Here is a 21,326-nt window from a genome sequence, read left to right as displayed (position 1 = left end):
CCAGGCGGCGAATGCCGACAGCCAGTTGCTGCAGTAATGCCTGGGTGGTGCTGAGCAAGTCATGACCGGCATCGGTCAGGCTGACACTGCGGCCACTGCGGAAAAACAGCGGCTGTTCCAGATAAGCCTCCAACGTGCGGATCTGCTGACTGATCGCCGACTGGGTAAGGTGCAGCTCATCGGCAGCCTTGTGAAAACTGCCCAGGCGGGCGGCCGCTTCAAAGCCGCGAAGGGTGCCCAACGGGGGCCAGTGCTTGAGCATAATTGATAAGTTCCTCTAATCACTTTTCCACAAAATCCATCGTTTGTTAGCCCATGATCACGGCCTTAGCATGCATGCCAATACCGCGATTGCGATTTTCATTGAACACAATGACTAACCAAGGGGTTTATAACATGCAGCATGATGATCGTCAGAACAGTGGTTGGCAGATGCCGGCGGAGTGGGTCAGGCATGCCGCGACCTGGATGGTCTGGCCGCACAATCAGGCGCTGTGGGAGTCGAGCTGGGGCGTCACCTTGCCGTTGGTGCAAATCGATTTCGCCCGGGTGGCCAACGCCATTGCGCGCTTCGAACCGGTCAAAATGGTGGTGGACCCGTCTGCCGTTCTCAGTGCCAGGGCACTCTGCGGCCCCAATGTCGAACTGATTGAACTGGCAGTCAACGACAGCTGGTGCCGCGACTCCGGCCCGACGTTCGTCTGTCACCCCCAACAGGGCCTGGCCGGTGTCAGTTGGCGGTTCAACGCTTGGGGCGGCAAGTCGGCCCACGACCTGGACGAAACCCTGGCACGCCGGGCACTTGAGCAGCTGGGCGTGCAATGCTTCGGCACGACGCTGAGTAACGAAGGCGGGGCGATCCATGTCGACGGCGAGGGCACGCTGATCACCACCGAGTCAGTACTGCTCAACCCCAATCGCAATCCGGGACTGACCAAGGCCGACATCGAAGAAATCTTCACACGACTGCTGGGGGTGAAAAAACCATCTGGCTACCGGGCGACCCAGACCATGTGACCGGCGACATGACGGATGGCCACGTCGACGGCGTCTGCGCCTTCGCCCGTCCGGGTGTGTTGTTGGTCGATGCGACTCACGATCACAGCTCGGTGTATGCCGAAGTGGCACGGGAAAACCGTCGCGCGCTGGAACTGGCAACCGATGCCCATGGCCGCAGGTTCGAGCTGATCGAACTGTACGAAGCCTCCGAGGCGGTGGACACCGAAGCCCAAGTGTTTTGCGCTTCGTACACCAATTTCTATATCGCCAACGGCGCGATCATCATGCCGGCGTACGGCATCGAGGCAGACAACGTTGCGGCGAAAGTGCTGGAGCAAGCCTTCCCCGGTCGTGAAGTGGTGCCGGTGCGAATCAATCATCTGGCGCATGGTGGCGGCGGGGTGCATTGCATCACCCAGCAACAGCCAGCCTGGCCGCTGGAGGGTTGAGCGATGACGTTATTGACCATTGCCACTACGCAAATGCCCTGCACCTGGGATTTACCCGGAAATCTCGATCAGGCCGAACGTCTGGTGCGGGAGGCTGCGGAGAAGGGCGCGCAAGTCATCCTGTTGCAGGAATTGTTCGCCACGCCGTACTTCTGCATCGAACAAAGCCATAAGCACATGGCGCTGGCCGAGGAGTATCGCGACAGCCGCGTACTCGCTCGCTTCGCCGCGCTGGCTCGGGAGCTGGGGGTGGTGCTGCCGCTGAGCTGGTTCGAGCGGGCCGGTAATGCCTGCTTCAATTCCCTGGCCGTGGCCGATGCTGACGGGCGCTTGCGCGGGGTGTATCGCAAAACCCATATCCCCAACGCCATCGGCTATCAGGAGAAGGAATACTTCAGCCCCGGCGACAGCGGTTTCAAAGTCTGGGACACCGCGTTTGGTCGCCTCGGCATCGGTATCTGCTGGGATCAGTGGTTCCCGGAAACCGCGCGCTGCCTGGCGTTGATGGGCGCTGAAGTGTTGCTCTATCCCACCGCGATCGGTTCGGAACCTGGCTGCGCGGCGCTGGATTCACGCGATCACTGGCAGATGACCATGCGTGGCCACGCGGCCGCAAACCTGCTGCCGGTGGTCGCCGCCAACCGCGTCGGCAAGGAAGTGGCGACTACCGATCCATCCCTGCAAATGACCTTCTACGGTTCGTCCTTCATTTGTGACCACAAGGGCAAACTGCTGGTTGAGGCTGACCGCGACAGTGCCGGCGTGCTGGTCCGGCGGCTCGATCTCGGCGCGATGCGTGAAGAGCGCTTGAGCTGGGGTATCTACCGCGACCGTCGCCCGGAAATGTACGGGGCGCTCCTGACTCAGGACGGCCGTAATCTTCATGCACGCTGGAACACCGGAGGAGTCTGATATGCGCATTCCCCACACACTGTTGCTGGGCGCGCTGGGCCTGGCAATCGCCTCAGCACCGCTGCATGCCGATGAAAAAACCCTGAGGCTGTACAACTGGTCCGATTATTTCGCCGAAGACACGCTGAGCCGCTTCACCGCCGAAACCGGGATCAAGGTGATCTACGACGTCATGGACGGCAGCGAAACGTTAGAGGCGAAAATGCTCGCCGGCGGCAGTGGCTACGACCTGATCTTTCCCGGAGACACCGTCGCCGAACGCCTGATGCGCGCCGGCAGCCTGCTCCCGCTGGACCGCTCGAAACTCAGCGCCCTGGGGGACATAGAGCCCGGCCTGCAGAAGCTGCGCACGCAGTATGAAACCTCAAGCCAGGCCACGGTTCCTTACACCTGGGGCACCATCGGCCTGACCTACAACGAAGAGCAGATCAAACAGCGCATGGCCGATGCGCCGGTCAACAGTCTGGACATGCTGTTCAAACCGGAACTGGCGGCCAAATTCGCCAACTGCGGTATCTCGGTGATCGACTCGCCGGATGAAGTGCTGGCCGTCGTGCTCAATTACCTCGGCCGCGATCCGCGCAGCGCCAAACCGGCGGATCTGGCGGCGGCAAATGATTTGCTGATGAAGCTGCGGCCGCATATTCGCAAATTCCAGTCGCAACCGGTGACCGATCTGGTCAACGGCAACCTGTGCCTGTCCCTCGGTTACAGCGGCGACATGACCCAGGCGCAGCGCACCTCTGACAGCGCCGGCAAGCACACGAAATTTCAGTATCGAGTGCCCCGCGAAGGCACGACGATATGGATGGACACCATGGCCATTCCGGTAGACGCCAAACACCCGGAATACGCCTACGCGTTCATCAACTTCGTCATGCGTCCGGAGAACATGGCCGCGATCAGTAATGCCACCGGTTACCCGACGTCCAGCGCCAGGGCGCGGGCGGGCGTCGATGCGGTGATGCGCGACAACCCGGACATCTATCTTGATGAAGCCGCCTACGCACGCCTGATTCCAGGCAAAGACATTCCCCAGGCCGACATGCGGGCGCGGATGCGCACCTGGACCAAATTCAAGACGGCGACCGCCAAATGAGCACTGCGCCAGGAGAATCCACCATGCCGACGCGGCGAAACTTCATCAAACAGACAGGCATAGTCGTCAGCCTGGGCGCCGCCGCCTGCTTGGGTTTGCGCCCGTCGCCGGCGCAAGCGGCAACCGACAGCCTCTGGCGTATGCCCGAAGAGAGCGATCGCCACGCACAAGCGTTCATTGCGTTCGGTGCCCAAGCCGCCATTTGGGAAGACTTCACTCCCCACGTGCACACCGCCATCGGCCTGATCGCTCGGGCCATTGCTCGTTATGAACCGGTCACGGTGTTCTGCCGCAAGAACGAGCGCAGCCTCGCCGAAGAATTTTGCGGCACCCGCAACATCACCTACGTGACTGCCGCACTCGACGACATCTGGATGCGTGACATCAGCGCCAATTTCGTCATCGACGACAAGGGCGGGCTGGGTGCCGTGGATTTCAACTTCAGCGGTTGGGGCAACAAACAGCAGCATGCCAAAGATGCCGAGCTGGCTGCAGTCGTCGCCAAAACCACCAAAGCGGTCTACCTGCGCAGTGAACTGGTGGGAGAGGGCGGTGCCATCGAAGTGGACGGCCACGGCACCGGGATCATGACCGAGAGCAGCTGGATCAACAGCAACCGCAACCCGGGCTGGAACAAAGCCGAGGTCGAACAAGCGCTCAAAGAACGCCTGGGTTTACGCAAAATCATCTGGCTACCGGGCATCAAAGGCAAAGACATCACCGATGCCCACGTGGATTTCTACGCACGTTTCGTCAAGCCGGGCGTGGTAATCGCCAACCTCGACAACGACCCCAAATCCTACGACCGGGCAGTGACCCTGGCACACCTGGAGATCCTCAAGAAGGCCACAGACGCCGATGGCCGGCCTTTGCAGGTGCACACACTGTCGCCGCCACTCAAGCCACGAAAGAGCCAATTCAACCGAAAGAATCCAGACTTCGCGGCTGGATACATCAACTACTTTGTGGTCAATGGGGCGGTCATCGCGCCTGAGTTCGGCGATCGGGAGGCAGATGCGAAGGCACTGGAACTGCTGTCCGGGCTTTATCCGGACAGGGAGATGGTGATGCTGAATATTGACGCGATTGCAGCGGGCGGTGGAGGGATTCACTGCGTGACCAGCCATCAGCCGGCGGTGTGAAAAAAGCGGGAGATCGAGGTAATCCAGGGCACGGTAAAATCTAATTCAACTAAAGAGACATTTAGTATAGTTAAATCCTACCAGCTCCTAACCACCTAATAGAGCAGGTCTTTTTCAATCTACATGATAACCAGAGCGAGTGCGCACTCGAAATGCTGGGCTGTACCACGGATTTGTGGAGGATTGCTTGCCAACTTATGATTTTAGCGCTTCAGGCACTATGAACCCAGGCCAACAAGCTCACCGGCTCCTCAAGGGAACACGCGTTTTCAGGAGTCAACATCAGTGCCAGTTGGCTGACAGACCCTAACGCTGGCTCTTAAGCAGGCAATGGATCGTGTCCTTCAAATCGGGTCAACACTGCGAGCTCAAATCTCGACAACAGCCAGCCGCGGCAAAAAACCAATTCCCATCATGACCATGCAAACACCGTAGGAGCTGCCGAAGGCTGCGATCTTTTGACTTTGATTTTGATTTTGAAATACCGCACCAACTGAACCACCAAGCAAAAGGTTTTCAAACTGGTAAATGCAGCGCCGACTAAACCAAGTCGAGGTCGAGGTCGAGGACAACGAAGCGCAAACGCAGTTGTGCAATCATCTTCAAGATCAACACAAGCAAAGCAGATCTCAAGCATCCGAACCGGTCTCAAGAGCCCGACGATAAAATGACCACTATTTGAGAATAGGCCACCTCGAAATCCACGGCCAACCGGGCTAACCGCGCAATCCATCGTTACGCATAATGTATATTATGTTAAATTAGATGTTGCTTTGGGACGCCAGCCGTGACACCGACTGCTTCATCGTGTGCGGCTAAGATCACACTGTTTACATCAGTAGAAAGGAGATCCCGCGGGCGCTCGCCTCCGAGGAACCCATCAGGTGAGATAAACCAGAATGAAAGTCCCCAACCATCTTTCATGGGGCAGAGAATAGATAAAACATCCATAAGCCCGGGGATTGGACTGCCTCCGCCGTGCGACGGGAATCCGTAAGCGGGAAACAATCTGAAGCCATCACGTTCGATCGAGAAAATTCGGTGGTTCGCTTCCCACTCCTTGAGTGCGGTGCTCAGGAGTCCGGCATGGATACCCAGATGGTCAGCCAAATCTTGAACCAGAAGAAAGTCGCCGCAAGAGAGGATATGAGCCTTGGCGAGCTCAACCATTTTCCGTTCTCTCTTCGATAGTCCGGCGCTTTTCATCTGTTCGCGTAAGCGCCGCTTCTGGAGGTGAGCACCAGACTACCTCAGGATCCTGCATCGGACGCACCATGAGCCACAGGGCGGTGCAAAGCAGTACCGCCGCCGAAAATTCGTAAAAAGAGCAGTGACACTTCAGTGCACTGCCCTTCTCTGTTTTGTTGATCCCTCAGTCCAGACGGAACGCAATCACGCTATCACCCAGCGTCGTTCCAAGAGAGCCATGACCACCGGCAGCGATGATCACGTACTGCTTGCCGTCGCTGCCCATGTAGGTCGAAGGGGTGGCCTGCCCGCCAGCGGGCAATTCGGTCTGCCAGAGGACTTCGCCAGTATTGATGTCGTAAGCACGAATAAAGTTATCAGCCGTTGCACCGTGGAAAACCACGCCACCGGCAGTCACCAATGGCCCACCATGGGCAACCATGCCCATCGGGAAGCCGATCGGGAAACGCCCAGGCAGGAAACTGGTCTTCAGATTTTTGCTCGTGCCCGTGCGACGCATCCACTCGGTTTTTCCCGTGTTCAGATCAACCCCGACCATACGCCCCCAAGGCGGTGCGATACAGGGGACGCCAAGACCGGAGGCGAACTGCTGAATATGTATGGCGTAGTCGCCTTTGAAGTTTTCGTTCCAGTAAGGCGTTCCGTCCTGGGTGAACAGGCGCTTGTCTTCTGTTTGCGCGGTGCGCTTGATCAGATTGTATTTGTAGGCAAGACGCACAGGCGCTGCGATCAGAATCTGTCGGTCAGGATCGACCGCCACCGAGCCCCAGTTAAAGGCGCCGATGTTGCCAGGGAAAATGAGCGAGCCCGACTCGGTGCTCGGCGTCCACGAGGTTGCCATCGTAACGCAGTTGGTTGTAGCTGATGCGGCAAGACATCTGATCGAAGGGCGTCATGCCCCACATGGATTTTTCTGTCAGCGCCTCAGGAATGAAGTTGATCTTGGAAACGGGTTGCGTCGGTGCAAAGTGCTCACCCGGCACACCGCCATCGGTTGCGACCTTGACCTGATCAACAGGGAATATCGGCTCCCCTGTCAGGCGATTTAGTACAAAGATGTTGCCGACCTTGGTGGGCAGCAGCAGGGCCGGTTGCTTTTTGCCCTCTTTACCCAAGTCGAGCAGCGTGGGTTGCGAAGGGTTATCGCGGTCCCACAGGTCGTTGTGCGAAGTCTGGAATTTCCACTTGAACGCACCCGTGTGCAGGTCGAGCGCAACCAGGGTATCGCGGAATTTTTCAGTGTTGCTGTTCGGATCACGCTGGGTGCCAAGTTCATCCGGCGAGGCATTACCGAAAGGTACGTATACCAGACCATTTTTCATATCGGCACTCAGGGTGCCCCACGCGACAGGCGTGTCGTAGGGATAGGTCTTGTCCGCCGCGATGGGTTGGGTATTGTCCGGATTTGCAGGATCGAAGTTCCACACCAATTGGCCGGTGATCACGTTGTAGGCCCGGATCACGCCGGACGGGTTGCCATCGTTGTAACCGTTGTCCATGACCGAGCCACCGACCACAATCAGACTGCCCGCCACTAGCGGCGCTGCGGTCTGCATCAAGGCGTGTGGGCGAATCTCGCCCATGTTGGCACTCAGATCGACCACGCCGTTGTCACCAAAGTTACTGCACAGCTTGCCGGTATCCGCGTCCAGCGCCACCAGCCGGGCATCTGCCGTCGCGGTGATGATGCGTTTTTTCGCACTGCGCCGCAACGCCTTGCTCAGCGGTCGAGATGTTAGCGGATTGACCACTCTCGGAAGCCGCAGAGTAGTAACTCACGCCTCGGCAAGTCTGATGCTGTTGCAGGTAGGAGCGGTTTTTCTCCGGCGCGTATTTCCAGTCCAGTTTCCCGGTCTCCGGGTTCAGGGCGTGCACCTCGTTATGAGCGGTACACAGATACACCCGGTTGTTGACCTTAAGTGGCGTCGCTTCGAAGGTGTACTCGCTCGCATCTTTTTCAGCATCGCGAAGGTCGCCGGTGTGGTATTCCCAGGCCACCGACAGTTTCTTTACATTGTCCGGTTTGATCTGGTCCAGACTGGAAAAGCGCTGACCGTTATTGGTGCCGCCATAAGCCACCCAATCTTTACCCGCCACATCAGTGCTGCGTGACGTCACCGGGTTGCTGAGCTGACCTTTTACCGGGTAGGGATCGTAGAACATGACCGCTATCACGATCACCATCATTACCCCAACCGTGCCCCCAGGAAAGGATGAAAACCGCGGGTATCGGCAGCCGTCTGCGCCTTGAAAAGTGGGCGAACAACCCAAGGCATTGCCAGCCACAAACCCATTAGCGCGAACAGATCACCACGGGGAATCCACTGCCACTTATCGAAGCCAACTTCGTAAATGATCCAGATCAGAATCCCCCACATCATCAGCGCATAAAGCGTCAGCGCTGACTTCTTCTGCCGAAATATCAGCACCGCCGTCACCAGCACACCAAGGGCTATGACCGTATACGCTGGCGAACCACCGGCAGCCACCAACTGTGCACCCATGTACAGCAGCGCAATACCCAGTATCGCCATCACGATACTTGTCACTCTTAAAATCATCGTTATTTTCCTATCTTTTGAAGGAGTGAAAAGCCCAAAGTCAGAAAACGGTATTAACGGTCAAACCCACCACGGTAGCGTTATCTACTTCGTAAACGCCGCCAGGGTTTGCGAGGTACTGAACGTTGGGACGAAGCATCAGCCAAGGTGTCAGTTTAAAGTCGTAGTGGATCTCGGCGGCGTACTCCGCGTGCTGGATCGGCTGATACGCCGGGTTGTCGAAATTCGTGAGATCGCGCGTTTCGTTGTGCAGGCGCTGATTTTTCGTCAGCGCCGGATTGACGTGCAATTCACTGAAGCCGATAGCCAGCGAATCCTGTGGGCGGGCGTCGAATGGTCCCGCATAAATAGCGCCAACCTGAGCCTGCCAATCCAGTGTGCTGCTGCGTTTGTCGTACTGGGAATAATGGGCGAACAGGCTAAGACCCCGCTTTGCGTCACCGCCAATGGTGGTGATTTGCTGGCGAGCATAGGCATACATCCCGTACCGCCCATCGAGCTGGTCTGCCGGCTCACCGGTTACTTGCTTGTTGCGGCCGTTGGCATCTTCAAGCACATCGTTGGCCGTAGCGCTGTTCCAGTAACCGCCCAACATGTATTTGCCCGCCATCCCCGCCTCGCCCAGAGAAGGTGTCCAGCCCAGTTCGCTCACGTAGGTCGTACCTTCTCGACCGGACGTGTTGAGCTTGAAACCATTATTGCTTTCGAGCAGGGCCGGGTTGTACTCGTAGGCGCCCACTTGAGCATAGACGGTGGGCGTGATGTTGACCTTGATCCGTCCTCCCCACTGCCCTACGGGTGAGTTGTACCAGACGGTGGACGCGTGACCGACCAGGCCACCGCACAATGAGTTGTTCTGGAAGACACAACCTGTCGAATCGAAGTCGCTGCCAATGGGCAAGCGACCGACTTTTATGTCTAGTACGTCATCGAAGAATTTTTGCTGATACGCCAGCGTTGTAATGCGCCAGGTTTGGCCACGTCCGTAGTTTTCCTGGACCGAGGATCCAAGCGTACCCGTACGTGCGTCTGCAAGACGATCGTTGGTGATGTCGCGACCGCTACGCTCTGTAATAAGTAACTGAAGATTTGCTTTCTCCCAGCCCAGGACCTTTTCAAGATCGAATGCGCCACCCATATTGAACTGATCGGTATAACGGGCAGTGTGATCGTGGTCAGAACCACCGCGAAGATTGGCGGCACTTTCGGACTGATAACTGAACTGAAAGTCATATCCTTTATCCAGCAATTCGGTACGTAAGCCACCCCAGTCGCCGGTCATCCATCGGGAGTTAGCAGAGAACATTTGTTCATGCGCCTCCGCTCCCGTTGCAAAAATGATTATAAATAACCCACTGACAGGAATGATTTTGATCTTCACTGGAAACCTTACCGGATGCGTTTTAGTACGCGTTAGTGGAAAAGGCGGATCGCACGCACAGTTCAAGAGGCCGCGAGCCTAACAGATCGATAGCTGACTATCAATTAGTTGGCTACTATAAATAGTTCTATTGAAAACAATAGCTTATTCAAGACAAGCCATGTTTTTGTGTGCTATCAGGGGGTTATCGATGTAGCGACAGACACTATTCAAAATGGCGATACAGGGTATCGACCGTTTGGATTGCTGCTTTCGTTGAACCCTATCAAATAACATGGCTGGGTTCATGACCAGTCGTTCAATATTGACGAGTCGAGGTGACATAACAGATAGCACTTTCTGTGATATGCGCACCTGCATCTAGATGAGCGTTACTCACTGTTTTATGGCGATTTAATAATTAAAGCCGCGCCTAGGCTGCCGTGGCAGCCCGGCGAAGTGCTGTCAGACCCATTGGCCGTTGACCATCGCACGGTCGAAATTCAACCGCTCCATGATCGGTGCGTCGGAAAAGCTGGAACAGGTCGAATTGGCTTTCGGCGTGCAATGACCAACTGATCCAGGATGGAATGACAAAAAGGTCGCCTTTTTCTAGGGCTTCGGCTGACGCCGTCCAACACCACCTCTCCCCTACCCTCGAACACCTGGAAAACCCGCGAGCCCACTTCCCGACGTTCGGCCGAAACCGCGCCGGCACGCAAGCGATGAAACTCGGCACGGAGGGTGGACATGATGTCACCACCAGTGGTCGGATTGACGAAGCGCACGGCGGCATGGCCTTTCTCCAGGACACCGGGGAAGCCTTCCTCTTCGAGTCGCAACTGCTCAGAGAGGGCGCGATCGGTGTGCTCCCAACGATAGGCGCCAATGGGCGAACTGACGGTGTTCGCGAGGCCAGACAGCGGACGCAAACCCGGATGGCACCACAGGCGTTCGCCACGCGAGTATTGCGGCGTGGTGATATCGGTCAGTTTTTCCGAACCGAACTCAAAGAAGCCAACATCATTCTGGTAGGAGAACGGGATATCAAGACCATCGATCCACGCCATCGGCTTGTCGGTCACGTTCTGGTGGCCGTGAAAGTTCCAACCCGGGGTCAACAACAGATCGCCACGGCTCATACGAACCGGGTCGCCATTGACCACGGTCCAGACGCCCTCGCCTTCGATAACAAAACGGAAAGCATTCTGTGCGTGGCGATGCTCTGGTGCTGTTTCCCGCGGGCCCAGGTATTGGATGGCGCACCACAAGGTTGGGCTTATGCAAGGACGCCCTTCAAGGCCCGGATTGCCGAGGCCAATGGCCCGACGTTCGCCACCACGACCGACCGGCACCAGATCACCGGAGCGTTTGGCCAACGGGTACAGATCGGACCATTTCCAGACATACGGCACGGCGCGCGGCATGGGATGTTTGGGCATCAGGTTACCGATCTGCGTCCACAGCGGCATCATGTGCCCGGCTTCGAAATCGGCATACAGTTGGCGCAATTCCGGGGTGTCATCCGGCGCCATGACGTTGTGAACGGGGGCCTGTTCAAGGCCATCATGATTGGACATGGCTACGTATCCTTCTTTCAATGAAGTGGCGATGCGCGGACTCGGTTCCAGGCCAAAGGTCTGCGCAGCTGGCAAGCGGAGCAATGCCGAATCAGTGCTTCATGCAGTTGTCGAGGCTCCAGCCATACAGCCACTGCATGGCATCGTAAAACTGTTCTTGCGTACGACCTTCCCACAGTTGATTGCGCACTTTGACGCTCGACACCTTTGGCGTGGTAAAGGCGCCCCATCTCGCGAGCCGACCAGAGGATCCGGGCTGTGCGCGGGATGCGGATGGTTTCGTACAAGAGGAAGGCTGCCGTCAGGTCAAAATTGCATTGTTTGATAGCCTGCCCAAGTACCACAGCGTCTTCCAGTGCACTGCACGCACCTTGGGCCAGATACTGAGTCATTGCGTGAGCCGCATCGCCGAGGATGGTTACGCGGCCTTCGCCCCATTTTTCCACTGGATCACGGTCTGCGGTGGCCCATCGACGCCATGAGGTCGGGCGATCAAGCATCTGGCGTGGACGCGGGTGGATGCCCTCGAAGTAGCGAAGTACCTCCTCCTTGCTGCCTTCGGTAACGCCCCACTCTTCCTGCTGATTGCTGTGGAAGGTGACCACCAGGTTATATTGCTTGCCACCGCGCAACGGGTAATGCACCAGGTGGCAACGCGGACCAGCCCAGAGCATCGGCGCGTTGACGCGCAAGTCCTCGGGCATGTCTTTTTCATCCACGACTGCGCGATACACCACATGTCCGGTCACGCGCGGCGGCTCGCCATGCAACACATCGCGCACAACGGAACGAACGCCGTCGCAACCGATCACAGCATCGGCGCGGTAGATGTTGCCATTTTGGTCAGTCAGGGTTACGCCATCGGCGTCCTGCTCAAGGTTTTTAATGCAGACCGAGGTTTTGAACTGAATCAGCGGATTGTTTTGTACCGCCTCAAGGATCGACAAATGAATGTCGGTACGGTGGATCACACCATAAGGGTTGCCGAAGCGCTCGCGGAACGCTTCACCGACCTCGATGCGAGCCACTTCGTGTGCGTCGACTGCATCCATCATGATCAGATGATCGGTGAACACCGAGCGACTGCGGGCCGCCGCTCCGGCGCCAAGCGCATCGAGCGCTGCGTAGGCATTGGGTCCAAGCTGAATGCCGGCGCCGATTTCGCCAATATGGTCAGCCTGCTCCAGTAGCAACACAGCGATACCTTGCTGGGTCAACGCCTGAGCGGCAGCGAGGCCACCGATGCCACCGCCAACGACGATAATCGACTGTTTTTTATTTTGTGCAGTCATGATTCGAGTCTCCAATATGTTGCCGTGCAGGCTTCTTGAATGAGCAGCGGAGCCTGCGGATAAGTCATGCAATGAAATCGGGTTGCCGCGCAGGCGCAGCGGCCTGAAAGGCTGGCAGTTCCAGGCAATGGCGATACACGGCCATGATCCGCGGATAGCTGGAAAGATCGCAGCCCATGCGCTCGGCATTGGCGACTTGGGCTATCAGGCAGCATTCGGCCAGGCCCGGTTCCTCACCCACGCAGTAGTTGCCGCTGCCATGGCGTTGCAGTAGCGCTTCAACGGCACTCAGGCCTTCGGCGACCCAGTGTTTGTACCAGGTTGTTTTTTGCTCGGCACTGACTGCCAATACGTTCTGCAGATAATTGAGCACACGCACGTTGTTCAGTGGGTGGATATCGCAGCCAATCAGGTTGGCGATTTCCAACACGCGGGCACGCTGCAGGGCATCGACGGGGATCAGGCGTGGGCCTGCGTATTGGCTGTCGAGGTAGTCGATGATCGCAAGGGATTGGGTCAACAGGGTGCCATCCGCGTCAAGCACCGGTACACCACCAATCGGGCTGAGCTCGCGGTGAGCGGGACTGTACTGCTGGCCCTCCCGCAAGTTGATGCCCTGGTAATCATAGGGCAACCCCTTCAATTCGAGCGCGATACGCACTCGGTAGGAGGTGGAGCTATTGAAAAAGCTGTAGAGCTTCATGTGTGCAATTCCTATGGTGTATCAATGAACGGCGATTGACGGCTGCGCTAAAGAACGGCTGTAGCGCAAGCCCATCACAAAAATCGCGGCGCTAGCCAGCAAGGCCGGCAACATCAGGACCGTAAAGATGCCGTTGAAGCCCATGCCCATGCTCAGCATCCAGCCACCACCCAAAGTACCGAGGACCGAGCCGATGCGACCGACACCATGGGCCCAACTGACCCCGGTGGAACGCATGGTGGTCGGGTAGAAACTCGCTGCCAGGGCGTTGGCCCCGACTTGCGAACCGCTGATGCAAAAGCCCATGCCGAACACCCCGATCGTCAACAGGATGAATTGATCATGGAACAGACCAATGAGCATCAGGCAGAAAGCGCCGGCGATGTAGGCACAGACCAGCACCCGGAACGGATTGAATCGGTCCATCGCTGCGCCCAAGAGAATTGCCCCTAAGGTGCCACCGACTTGAAACATGGCGCTGACCCGCGCCGCCTGGCTAAGTGACAGGCCGGTGTCCTTGATCAGGATCGGCAACCAACTGGTCATCATGTAGATGATCAGCAGACTCATGAAAAATGAGGTCCACAGCAGCAGGGTTCCTGCGCGATGGCTACCGCTGAGAATCTGGCTGATCGGCGATTGACCGGGGTTGGACTCACCGATGCCGTCGTGAATGTCGTAACTGAGATTACTGGGCAGCGGTTGCCCCGAGATGCGTTGCAAAATGGCGCTGATCTGCTTTGCAGGCGCCGAGCGCTGCACCAGGAATCGCACTGACTCAGGCAAGAACACGTAGAGAATCGGCAGGAACAAGAGAGGCAATACACCGCCCAAAAACAGCACGCTTCGCCAGCCGTAAACCGGCACCATCTGGGCGGCTATTACGCCCCCGAGCGCGGACCCCAGCGTGAAGCCGCAGAACATGGTGGTGACCATCAACGAGCGACGGCGTTGCGGGCAGTATTCAGACGTCAGGGTGATCGCTTGGGGCATGGCGCCACCCAAGCCAAGTCCGGTCAGGAAACGCAAGATGGTCAGGCTGAAGACATCTTGTGATGCACAGGCGGCAAGGCTCCAACCGCCGAAGAATAAAACGGAAATCAGCAAGATGGTTTTGCGACCGAAACGGTCAGCCAGCGGGCCGGCGATGAAAGCACCGAGCATCAGGCCCAGCAATGAAGCGCCGAGTACCGGATTGAGTTGCGCAGGCGTCAAACCCCACTCGTCGCGCAAGGCGGGGGCTATGAAACCGACCGCAGCAGTGTCCAAGCCATCGATGGCCGTGATCAAAAAACACAAACCTAGAATCATCCACTGGTAGCGGCTGACCGGCCTGCTGTCGATGAAGTCTTGTACATCCACACTGTTATTTTTATCAGTGGAAGACATGAGCGAATCCTCCGGGCCTGCACGTTATGCGGGCCGCGTACGGGCAATTCGAGTCGGGGCAGACGGCGTGGAGCCGACCCCGGAACGTATTAAACGATGTCGACCTGGATCTCGCCCAAGCCTTCTACACCGCCGGTCATGCGCTCGCCGACCACCACTGGCCCCACACCTTCAGGTGTACCGGTCATGATCAAGTCGCCAGGCTGGAGTTCGAAGAAGCGAGAGAGGTAGCTGATGGTTTCCGGGACAGACCAGATCAGCTTGTCGATATCGCTGCGCTGCTTGTCCGTGCCATTGACCTGCAGCCACAGGCCGGCCTTGCTCGGGTGGCCAATCTGGCTGGCAGGGTGCAATGGACCGATCGGTGCCGAGGCATCGAACGCCTTGCCGATTTCCCAGGGGCGGCCCATTTCGCGCATTTTCATCTGCAGGTCACGGCGAGTCATGTCCAGGCCAACGGCATAGCCATAGACATAGTCGTTCGCCTGCTCCAGCGGAATATCGCGACCCGCCTTACCAATGGCCACAACGAGTTCGATTTCGTAGTGGTAGTTGCTGGTTTCGGCCGGATAAGGCAGTTCCAGGGGCTGGTAATAGGCCACCGAAATTACCGCATCGGCAGGCTTGCAAAAGAAAAACGGCGGCTCGCGGTCTGGATCGAAGCCCATTTCACGGGCGTGAGCGGCGTAGTTACGGCCAACGCAATAAACGCGGCGTACCGGAAACTTTTGCTCACTGCCAGCGACCGCCAGGGTCACGGGGGCTTGTGGCTCGAATACGTAGCTCATGAGAAGGCTCCTGGTAAAAAGGGTGGATCATGCTGTGCGCGATAAGCAGGTTGCGCTGGCATGCAGCGACCCCGGCATTGGTCCATTAAAAACCTGCCACCTCTATGCGAATAATGATATTTTCGGATGCATCCATACTTTTTTCGTATATGAGCACTATGACCTGGACGACCCGTTTACGCCTCAGACACCTGCAGCTGCTGATCAGTCTTGCCGAAACCGGGAGTGTCAGCGACGCCGCCCGTACCGCTAACACCACCCAACCCGGACTGTCGAAATGGCTCAAGGATCTGGAAGAAGATGCAGGCGCCACGCTGTTCGAACGACACGCTCGGGGATTGCGCCCAACCGCTCAGGGTGAGCTGCTGATCAACCACGTACGGCGTATCCTGAGCGAAATGGAGCGGGCACAGAATAATATGGATGCGCTCAAGGAAGGCAGCGCTCCTAGCATCACCGTCGGTACTTCACCTGCCGCGGCGCCAAGCCTGGTACCCGATGCCATCGCTCACTTCCTGGCCATGCACCCACGGGCACATGTCTCTTTGCAAGAGAGCACCATGAATGTATTGCTTGAGCGGTTGGAGCTTGGTCATCTGGACCTGGTGGTTGGACGCCTCGACAGCTATCAGCCCAGGCCCACGTTGAACAGCCAGATGCTGTTTCGAGAACCCACACAGGTCATTGCCCGTCCCGGGCATCCGCTGACCTTGAAATCACACCTCACCTGGGATGATCTCTTGGCCTTCGACTGGATTCTCTGGCCAGAGGGAACGCCCATTCGCCAGCGGCTGGACTCGGCGTTGAGCAATGCGGGGCTCAAACCTTTGCCAAGTCGGGTCGAGTCGTCATCGCTAATGGCCAATCTGTGGCTGCTGCAAACGAGCGATATGCTTTCGATAGCCTCTGGCCGTGTCGCCGAGCATTTCACCAATCGTGGTCTAGTCAAGGCCCTTGACTTTGATATGGGCGCTGAAGGCAGCATCGGAGTCTGTTGGCGAGATGAACCTTACATTGACAATGCAGTTCTTGATTTCCGCGAATGCTTGCTTAGGGCCTCTGGCCGAGACAACCATATAAAATAACCCTGAGTCGATGACGAGCTGCTCAACCGCTGGTCTGGCTGCGGGACGATCCCTGGATGTAGACCCTAATGAAAAATGCTCCGCATCATTCGATACGAAGCATTTTCTTTGAGCACTGCGCAGATTGTCAGGTTTTCACATAGTCTGCGAAAGTCTTTATTTCAGTAATTTTCAGAGTTTACTGGAGCTATGTATCTCTATTGGTTTTTTTCATCTACTGACTATAAAACCACATCGCAAGTTACAAATGGTTTGAGCCCGCCAATAAACGTTTTGCCGTGTTCAAACCAAACCTTCCTTTCTCGGCCGCCATGTAAAACTCATAGTCGGCCTGATCGCGAAACCAGCATTCCCCAATTGCATGCACTGGTGGCACCTCAAGATAGGGTACGTGGGTGTCGCTGGGGTTCTCTGACACCAGCCTGACCTCATATTTGTACAAGCCAGGGATACCCTCACTCATTTCAAAGTGACGCCTGCATTCCTGTTTGAAGACTGCATCGCTCATCGTTTGAGGCTTAACCAGCAAATAGACGATTCTGATCATTTGAATTTCCTTCAAGTGCGTTGTCCGGACAACGGTTGCGGGGACGGGCCGGTTCCTTTTTCAACCACATCAAGTTCATCGAGCCGAACCCCCTTGGTTTCGGGTAATAGCAGCAGGGCAAATACAGCGATAGCGTAAGCGACCAGGCAAAACGCGCCAACAGACTGGGAGAGACCGAATCTGGCAGCGAGCAGCCCGACCCCGGTGACGGCCATTGCCCCCACCGATTTGCCGACGTTGTACGAGAAGCCCATGCACGTGGTGCGAACCTGGGTCGGGAACAACTCGCTTAGGAACGGGCCCAGCGCCGCAAACATACCGATCGCCAATGCGCCGACCAAAAAGCCCATGATGTGCGCTACCAGAGGGTTGAGCGGAACGAACATATAGGCAACGGTGACAATCCAGGAGGCCAACGACAGGATCATCAGCGTCGGGCGTCGGCCCAGGCGGTCTGACATGTAAGCGGTGGTGGCGAAGCCGCAAAGACTGCCTAGCGCCATGATCAGAATCGTCAGGATAAGCGACCCGGACACAACACCGCGCTCGGCCATCATCGAAGGCGTCCAGACCAGAATCACGTAGCAGCCCGCCTGCAATCCAATCACCAACAAGCTGGCAAGCATGCTGACCTTGATGTACTTGGCGGAAAACACGGTTCCGATAGAGGCTTTGTCCGTATCGAGCTCCTGCGATTGCTTGAACGCATCCGAATCCTTGACGTTGCGTCGAATGAAAATCACCACCAGCGCGGGCAGTACACCGACCCAGAACGCCACACGCCAGGCGTACTCAGCGGGGAAATACGCCAGGATCCCGGTGACGATCAGCACCGCGCCGGCCCATCCCAATGCGAAACCGGACTGCACGAAACCCAACGCCCTCCCTCGATTTTTCGGATTGATGACCTCGGCCATGAGCGCTACACCGATAGCCCATTCGCCGCCGAATCCCAAGCCTTGGAGAGTTCGTGCGACCAGCAACTGCTCAAAATTTTGCGCAAACCCCGCGACGACGCCGAAGAACGTAAACCAGCACACCGTGAAAATCAGGATGCGCACACGCCCGAAGCGGTCGCTCAGGATGCCTGCGATCCATCCACCCAAGGCCGCCGACAGCAAGGCCGATGTCCCGACAATTCCCGCCTCGCCTTTGGTCAGCCCCCAGATCCCGATCAGCGTGGGCAGCAGGAAGCTGAACATCTGCATGTCATAGGAGTCCAGAGCCCAGCCGGCATAGCAGGCCCAAAAGGTTTTCTTCTCACGCGGGGTGCCACTTTTGTACCAGGAGAACATGGGCCGATCCTTATTGTTATAGGGGGTGCATCCAGGGGGCCGAGGATGAACCAGTCGTGTTGATCTGCCCATTTTCGTTATTGAAAGCCGGCCTTTTGCTTTTGCTAAGAAGCCCGGATTGTCGATCCACCTGTCCGCTGGCCACTCGAATTGCTAAACGCCTGGGCAATAATCAGTTCAACCATGGCGTAGACCAGATCCAGGCGGGCGCTCCCGGAGAGCCTCAGCGCTGGCAGCCAGGCGGGGGCTTGATTGAGTAGCGTGACGATGCCTTTCGTGCAGGTGTGGCTGCACGCCGAAGGGCCAATAGCTGCAGCGATGATCTGTTCGTACCGCGCACGATGGGCATCGGCCTGATCGAGCCAAGGCTCACTTAGATGACGCCACTCCTGTTCCAACAGTTGAAAATGGCAGGGCATGCGGTCCTGTAGGCTCAAGTGCATCTCGATGATCTTGCGCAGCCGCTTCGGGGCCTCGGTCTTGCGCTGTATTTGCATGGCCTTGGTCTGTAATAACCCCAGCAGCTCTTCAAACAACTCGTAGAGCAACGCCTCCTTGCTCTCGATGTGGTTGTAGATCGAGCCGCATTTGATCCCAAGGGCCGAGGCCAGCTCGCGCATACCGACATTGCTGTAGCCCTTGCTGGCAAACAGCGAAATCGCTTGTTGGCGTGTATCCAGAAATGTGTTTATAGCCGCCTGCTCCCACAAAAGTCTGACAGCAGCATGATTGGCAGGGCCGGCGACAGCAATTTCAAAAAATGGAAGGCGGCGTTGCATCCTACCTGCCCAGCCTTAGGCAAAGCTTCACGCTGACTTACGCAAAAGCCAATTCCCCACCACCGCTCTCCCCTTCATCCTGTTTGCAACTGCAGCCAATGGGGAAAGCACAACATGCAAGATTTCGAACCGGGAAGCTGGGTCGGCCGAACACAGGTGCGCAATGACCAGTTCAGCCCCTCTTTGGTGCGGCGCATCGCTGCGATGTTCAACGTCCCTGCGCCAACGGACTGCCAGGAGTTACCTTGGCTGTGGCACTGGTGCTTTTTTGATGACTGCGCCGAACAACGCCAGCTCGGACCTGACGGGCATCCGACGCTGGGCGAATTCATGCCGCCTGCGTATGGACGTAACCGCATGTGGGCAGGCAGCCGAGTCGAGTTCTTCCATCCTCTGCGGGTCGGTGCGTCCGCCCGCCGTCACACGACGATCAAGCATATCGAGGAAAAAAAGGGCCGCACCGGATCCCTGCTATTTGTCACGCTCGCTCATGATGTGTGGCAAGACGAGCAGCGGTGCATCAGCGAAGAGCAAGACATCGTTTACCGTGAACCGAACCCACCCAAGCTCAGCGCCGGTGAGCCGCCTCCCGAAACGCAGTGGAGCGAAAACATCAGCCCCGATCCGCTCCTGCTGTTCCGGTACTCAGCCGTCACCTTTAATGCGCACCGCATCCATTTCGATTGGCCTTATGTCACCGGGACAGAGGGTTATCCCGGCCTGGTCGTTCATGGTCCGCTGACCGCCACCCTGAACCTGGCCGCTTTCGTACAGGCAAACCCATTGGCACGTGTTCGGCAGTTTTCCTTTCGCGGTATTCGCCCTCTGATAGCGCCCACCCCGTTCAAGGTCGGTGGACACCATACCCGGCACGGTTTCGCTGACCTCTGGGCAGGCGATGAGAGCGGTATCAGCCAACACGCAAGCGTCGAATTCGACTGAGTTTTGCATCACTCCATAGGACTTGAGATGAATCCCAATAACAACGAAGACTTCAATGCCATCCGCGAAGGCGTACGCGCCCTGTGCGCCGAGTTCGATGCCCCTTACTGGCGCCAGGTCGATGAAGAAAAGGCTTTCCCGAAGCCTTCGTAAAAGCCTTGACCGATGCTGGCTGGCTGTCGGCGATGATCCCCACCGAATACGGCGGTTCAGGCCTGGGCCTGGCAGAAGCTTCGATCATTCTTGAAGAAGTGAACGCTTGCGGTGGTAATTCCGGCGCCGTGCACGGGCAGATGTACAACATGTTCACCCTGCTGCGTCACGGCAGCACGGCGCAGAAAAGCCTTTACCTGCCGAAACTGGCCACCGGTGAATTACGCCTGCAATCGATGGCCGTGACCGAGCCCACCACCGGTACCGACACCACCAAGATCAAAACGACGGCGGTCAAGCAAGGTGACAAGTACGTTATCAATGGCCAAAAGGTCTGGATCTCGCGGGTGCAGCACTCGGACCTGATGATCCTGCTGGCGCGCACCACGCCGCTGGCCGAGGTCAAGAAAAATCTGAAGGCATGTCGATCTTTCTCGTCGACTTGCGCGAGGCCATCGGCAACGGCCTCACCGTGCAGCCCATCGCGAACATGGTCAATCATGAGACCAACGAGCTGTTCTTCGACAATCTGGAGTTGCCGCTGGACAGCCTCATCGGCGAAGAGGGCAAGGGCTTTCGCTACATCCTCGATGGATTGAACGCCGAGCGTACGTTGATTGCCGCTGAATGCATCGGCGACGGTCGCTGGTTTATCGAGAAAGCCAGTGCCTATGCCCGCGACCGTGTGGTGTTCGGACGCCCGATCGGGCAGAACCAAGGCGTGCAGTTCCCGATTGCCGAAGCCCATGTCGAGGTTGAAGCGGCGGACCTGATGCGCTGGCGCGCCTGCGATGAATACGACAGCGGCGAGAACGCCGGGGCCAGCGCCAACATGGCTAAATACCTGGCGGCCAAGGCGTCCTGGGAAGCGGCCAATGCTTGCCTGCAAACCCATGGCGGGTTTGGCTTCGCCTGCGAATACGACGTAGAGCGCAAATTCCGCGAAACCCGTCTGTACCAGGTGGCTCCGATCTCAACCAATCTGATTCTGTCCTACGTCGCCGAGCATCTGCTTGAACTGCCACGCAGCTTCTAAGGAGCG

The 21,326-nt window shown here is 57.3% G+C and carries 15 protein-coding genes and 4 pseudogenes; 7 read left to right on the top strand and 12 right to left on the bottom strand.

The features are described from left to right. On the bottom strand, positions 1–262 hold a 262-nt coding region (locus JFT80_RS08655), incomplete at its 3' end, for a LysR family transcriptional regulator (protein ID WP_201147591.1). A 134-nt stretch (positions 263–396) separates the two neighbouring features. Between JFT80_RS08655 and JFT80_RS25415 the strand changes: the two are divergent. The 4 genes and pseudogenes from JFT80_RS25415 to JFT80_RS08635 all read left to right on the top strand — a co-directional run bounded on the left by JFT80_RS25415 (position 397) and on the right by JFT80_RS08635 (position 4,601). Further along, positions 397–1,448, top strand: a pseudogene (locus JFT80_RS25415) (agmatine/peptidylarginine deiminase). A 3-nt stretch (positions 1,449–1,451) separates the two neighbouring features. Beyond that, positions 1,452–2,360 carry an N-carbamoylputrescine amidase gene (gene aguB, locus JFT80_RS08645; RefSeq protein ID WP_201147590.1) on the top strand — a complete coding sequence of 303 codons (909 nt, stop codon included), beginning with the start codon at positions 1,452–1,454 and terminating at the stop codon, positions 2,358–2,360. Position 2,361: 1 nt separating this feature from the next. Next, on the top strand, positions 2,362–3,459 hold the full coding sequence (locus tag JFT80_RS08640) for an extracellular solute-binding protein (RefSeq protein WP_201147589.1): 1,098 nt from the start codon (positions 2,362–2,364) through the stop codon (positions 3,457–3,459). Positions 3,460–3,482: 23 nt separating this feature from the next. Further along, positions 3,483–4,601, top strand: a complete 1,119-nt coding sequence (locus JFT80_RS08635; RefSeq protein WP_201147588.1) for an agmatine/peptidylarginine deiminase — start codon at positions 3,483–3,485, stop codon at positions 4,599–4,601. Between the two features lie 756 nt (positions 4,602–5,357). Here JFT80_RS08635 and JFT80_RS08630 read toward each other — a convergent pair. From JFT80_RS08630 to JFT80_RS08595, 8 genes and pseudogenes are all read right to left on the bottom strand, one after another. Then, a complete protein-coding gene (locus JFT80_RS08630; protein ID WP_201147587.1) occupies positions 5,358–5,771 on the bottom strand; it encodes a hypothetical protein in 414 nt (137 codons plus the stop codon). Positions 5,772–5,973: 202 nt separating this feature from the next. Beyond that, positions 5,974–8,371: pseudogene (locus JFT80_RS25105) on the bottom strand (membrane-bound PQQ-dependent dehydrogenase, glucose/quinate/shikimate family). Between the two features lie 40 nt (positions 8,372–8,411). Then, positions 8,412–9,752, bottom strand: a complete 1,341-nt coding sequence (locus JFT80_RS08620; RefSeq protein ID WP_307833062.1) for a carbohydrate porin — start codon at positions 9,750–9,752, stop codon at positions 8,412–8,414. A gap of 482 nt (positions 9,753–10,234) precedes the next feature. Then, positions 10,235–11,311 (bottom strand): cupin domain-containing protein, encoded by a 1,077-nt coding sequence (locus tag JFT80_RS08615; protein WP_242482847.1) that lies wholly within the window; start codon positions 11,309–11,311, stop codon positions 10,235–10,237. A gap of 17 nt (positions 11,312–11,328) precedes the next feature. Continuing rightward, a complete protein-coding gene (locus JFT80_RS08610; RefSeq protein WP_242482846.1) occupies positions 11,329–12,603 on the bottom strand; it encodes a 3-hydroxybenzoate 6-monooxygenase in 1,275 nt (424 codons plus the stop codon). Positions 12,604–12,667: 64 nt separating this feature from the next. After that, positions 12,668–13,306: a maleylacetoacetate isomerase gene (gene maiA / locus JFT80_RS08605; protein WP_201147586.1), complete on the bottom strand. Its 639-nt coding sequence runs from the start codon at positions 13,304–13,306 to the stop codon at positions 12,668–12,670. Between the two features lie 21 nt (positions 13,307–13,327). After that, on the bottom strand, positions 13,328–14,695 hold the full coding sequence (locus tag JFT80_RS08600) for an aromatic acid/H+ symport family MFS transporter (protein WP_201147585.1): 1,368 nt from the start codon (positions 14,693–14,695) through the stop codon (positions 13,328–13,330). Between the two features lie 89 nt (positions 14,696–14,784). After that, entirely contained in the window at positions 14,785–15,483 is a 699-nt protein-coding gene (locus tag JFT80_RS08595) for a fumarylacetoacetate hydrolase family protein (protein ID WP_201147584.1), read from the bottom strand. Between the two features lie 158 nt (positions 15,484–15,641). Here JFT80_RS08595 and JFT80_RS08590 point away from each other — a divergent pair, with 158 nt between their 5' ends. Next, positions 15,642–16,568 (top strand): LysR substrate-binding domain-containing protein, encoded by a 927-nt coding sequence (locus tag JFT80_RS08590; RefSeq protein ID WP_201147583.1) that lies wholly within the window; start codon positions 15,642–15,644, stop codon positions 16,566–16,568. A 221-nt stretch (positions 16,569–16,789) separates the two neighbouring features. On the opposite strand, the pseudogene JFT80_RS08585 reads toward JFT80_RS08590, so the two are convergent. The 3 genes and pseudogenes from JFT80_RS08585 to JFT80_RS08575 all read right to left on the bottom strand — a co-directional run bounded on the left by JFT80_RS08585 (position 16,790) and on the right by JFT80_RS08575 (position 19,189). Then, a pseudogene (locus JFT80_RS08585) lies at positions 16,790–17,076 on the bottom strand (4-methylmuconolactone methylisomerase). A 50-nt stretch (positions 17,077–17,126) separates the two neighbouring features. Further along, positions 17,127–18,410 carry an MFS transporter gene (locus tag JFT80_RS08580; protein ID WP_201147582.1) on the bottom strand — a complete coding sequence of 428 codons (1,284 nt, stop codon included), beginning with the start codon at positions 18,408–18,410 and terminating at the stop codon, positions 17,127–17,129. Positions 18,411–18,514: 104 nt separating this feature from the next. Continuing rightward, complete coding sequence (locus JFT80_RS08575; protein ID WP_242482845.1) at positions 18,515–19,189, bottom strand: TetR/AcrR family transcriptional regulator; 675 nt, start codon at positions 19,187–19,189, stop codon at positions 18,515–18,517. A 114-nt stretch (positions 19,190–19,303) separates the two neighbouring features. Here JFT80_RS08575 and JFT80_RS08570 point away from each other — a divergent pair, with 114 nt between their 5' ends. Next, positions 19,304–20,131 (top strand): MaoC family dehydratase N-terminal domain-containing protein, encoded by an 828-nt coding sequence (locus JFT80_RS08570; RefSeq protein ID WP_201147581.1) that lies wholly within the window; start codon positions 19,304–19,306, stop codon positions 20,129–20,131. Positions 20,132–20,158: 27 nt separating this feature from the next. After that, positions 20,159–21,320: pseudogene (locus tag JFT80_RS08565) on the top strand (acyl-CoA dehydrogenase family protein). The last annotated feature ends 6 nt before the right edge of the window (positions 21,321–21,326 follow it).

The sequence above is a fragment of the Pseudomonas sp. TH10 genome (assembly GCF_016651255.1).
Taxonomy (GTDB): Bacteria; Pseudomonadota; Gammaproteobacteria; order Pseudomonadales; family Pseudomonadaceae; genus Aquipseudomonas.
This window is presented reverse-complemented; position numbering and strand designations above follow the sequence as displayed.

Coding starts and splice junctions, on each gene's coding strand:
- JFT80_RS08640 (WP_201147589.1), top strand. CDS start 2,362: ATGCGCATTCCCCACACACTGTTGCTGGGCGCGCTGGGCCTGGCAATC.
- JFT80_RS08580 (WP_201147582.1), bottom strand. CDS start 18,410: ATGTTCTCCTGGTACAAAAGTGGCACCCCGCGTGAGAAGAAAACCTTT.
- JFT80_RS08590 (WP_201147583.1), top strand. CDS start 15,642: ATGACCTGGACGACCCGTTTACGCCTCAGACACCTGCAGCTGCTGATC.
- JFT80_RS08630 (WP_201147587.1), bottom strand. CDS start 5,771: ATGGTTGAGCTCGCCAAGGCTCATATCCTCTCTTGCGGCGACTTTCTT.
- JFT80_RS08635 (WP_201147588.1), top strand. CDS start 3,483: ATGCCGACGCGGCGAAACTTCATCAAACAGACAGGCATAGTCGTCAGC.
- JFT80_RS08595 (WP_201147584.1), bottom strand. CDS start 15,483: ATGAGCTACGTATTCGAGCCACAAGCCCCCGTGACCCTGGCGGTCGCT.
- JFT80_RS08610 (WP_242482846.1), bottom strand. CDS start 12,603: ATGACTGCACAAAATAAAAAACAGTCGATTATCGTCGTTGGCGGTGGC.
- aguB (WP_201147590.1), top strand. CDS start 1,452: ATGACGTTATTGACCATTGCCACTACGCAAATGCCCTGCACCTGGGAT.
- JFT80_RS08600 (WP_201147585.1), bottom strand. CDS start 14,695: ATGTCTTCCACTGATAAAAATAACAGTGTGGATGTACAAGACTTCATC.
- maiA (WP_201147586.1), bottom strand. CDS start 13,306: ATGAAGCTCTACAGCTTTTTCAATAGCTCCACCTCCTACCGAGTGCGT.
- JFT80_RS08570 (WP_201147581.1), top strand. CDS start 19,304: ATGCAAGATTTCGAACCGGGAAGCTGGGTCGGCCGAACACAGGTGCGC.
- JFT80_RS08575 (WP_242482845.1), bottom strand. CDS start 19,189: ATGCAACGCCGCCTTCCATTTTTTGAAATTGCTGTCGCCGGCCCTGCC.
- JFT80_RS08615 (WP_242482847.1), bottom strand. CDS start 11,311: ATGTCCAATCATGATGGCCTTGAACAGGCCCCCGTTCACAACGTCATG.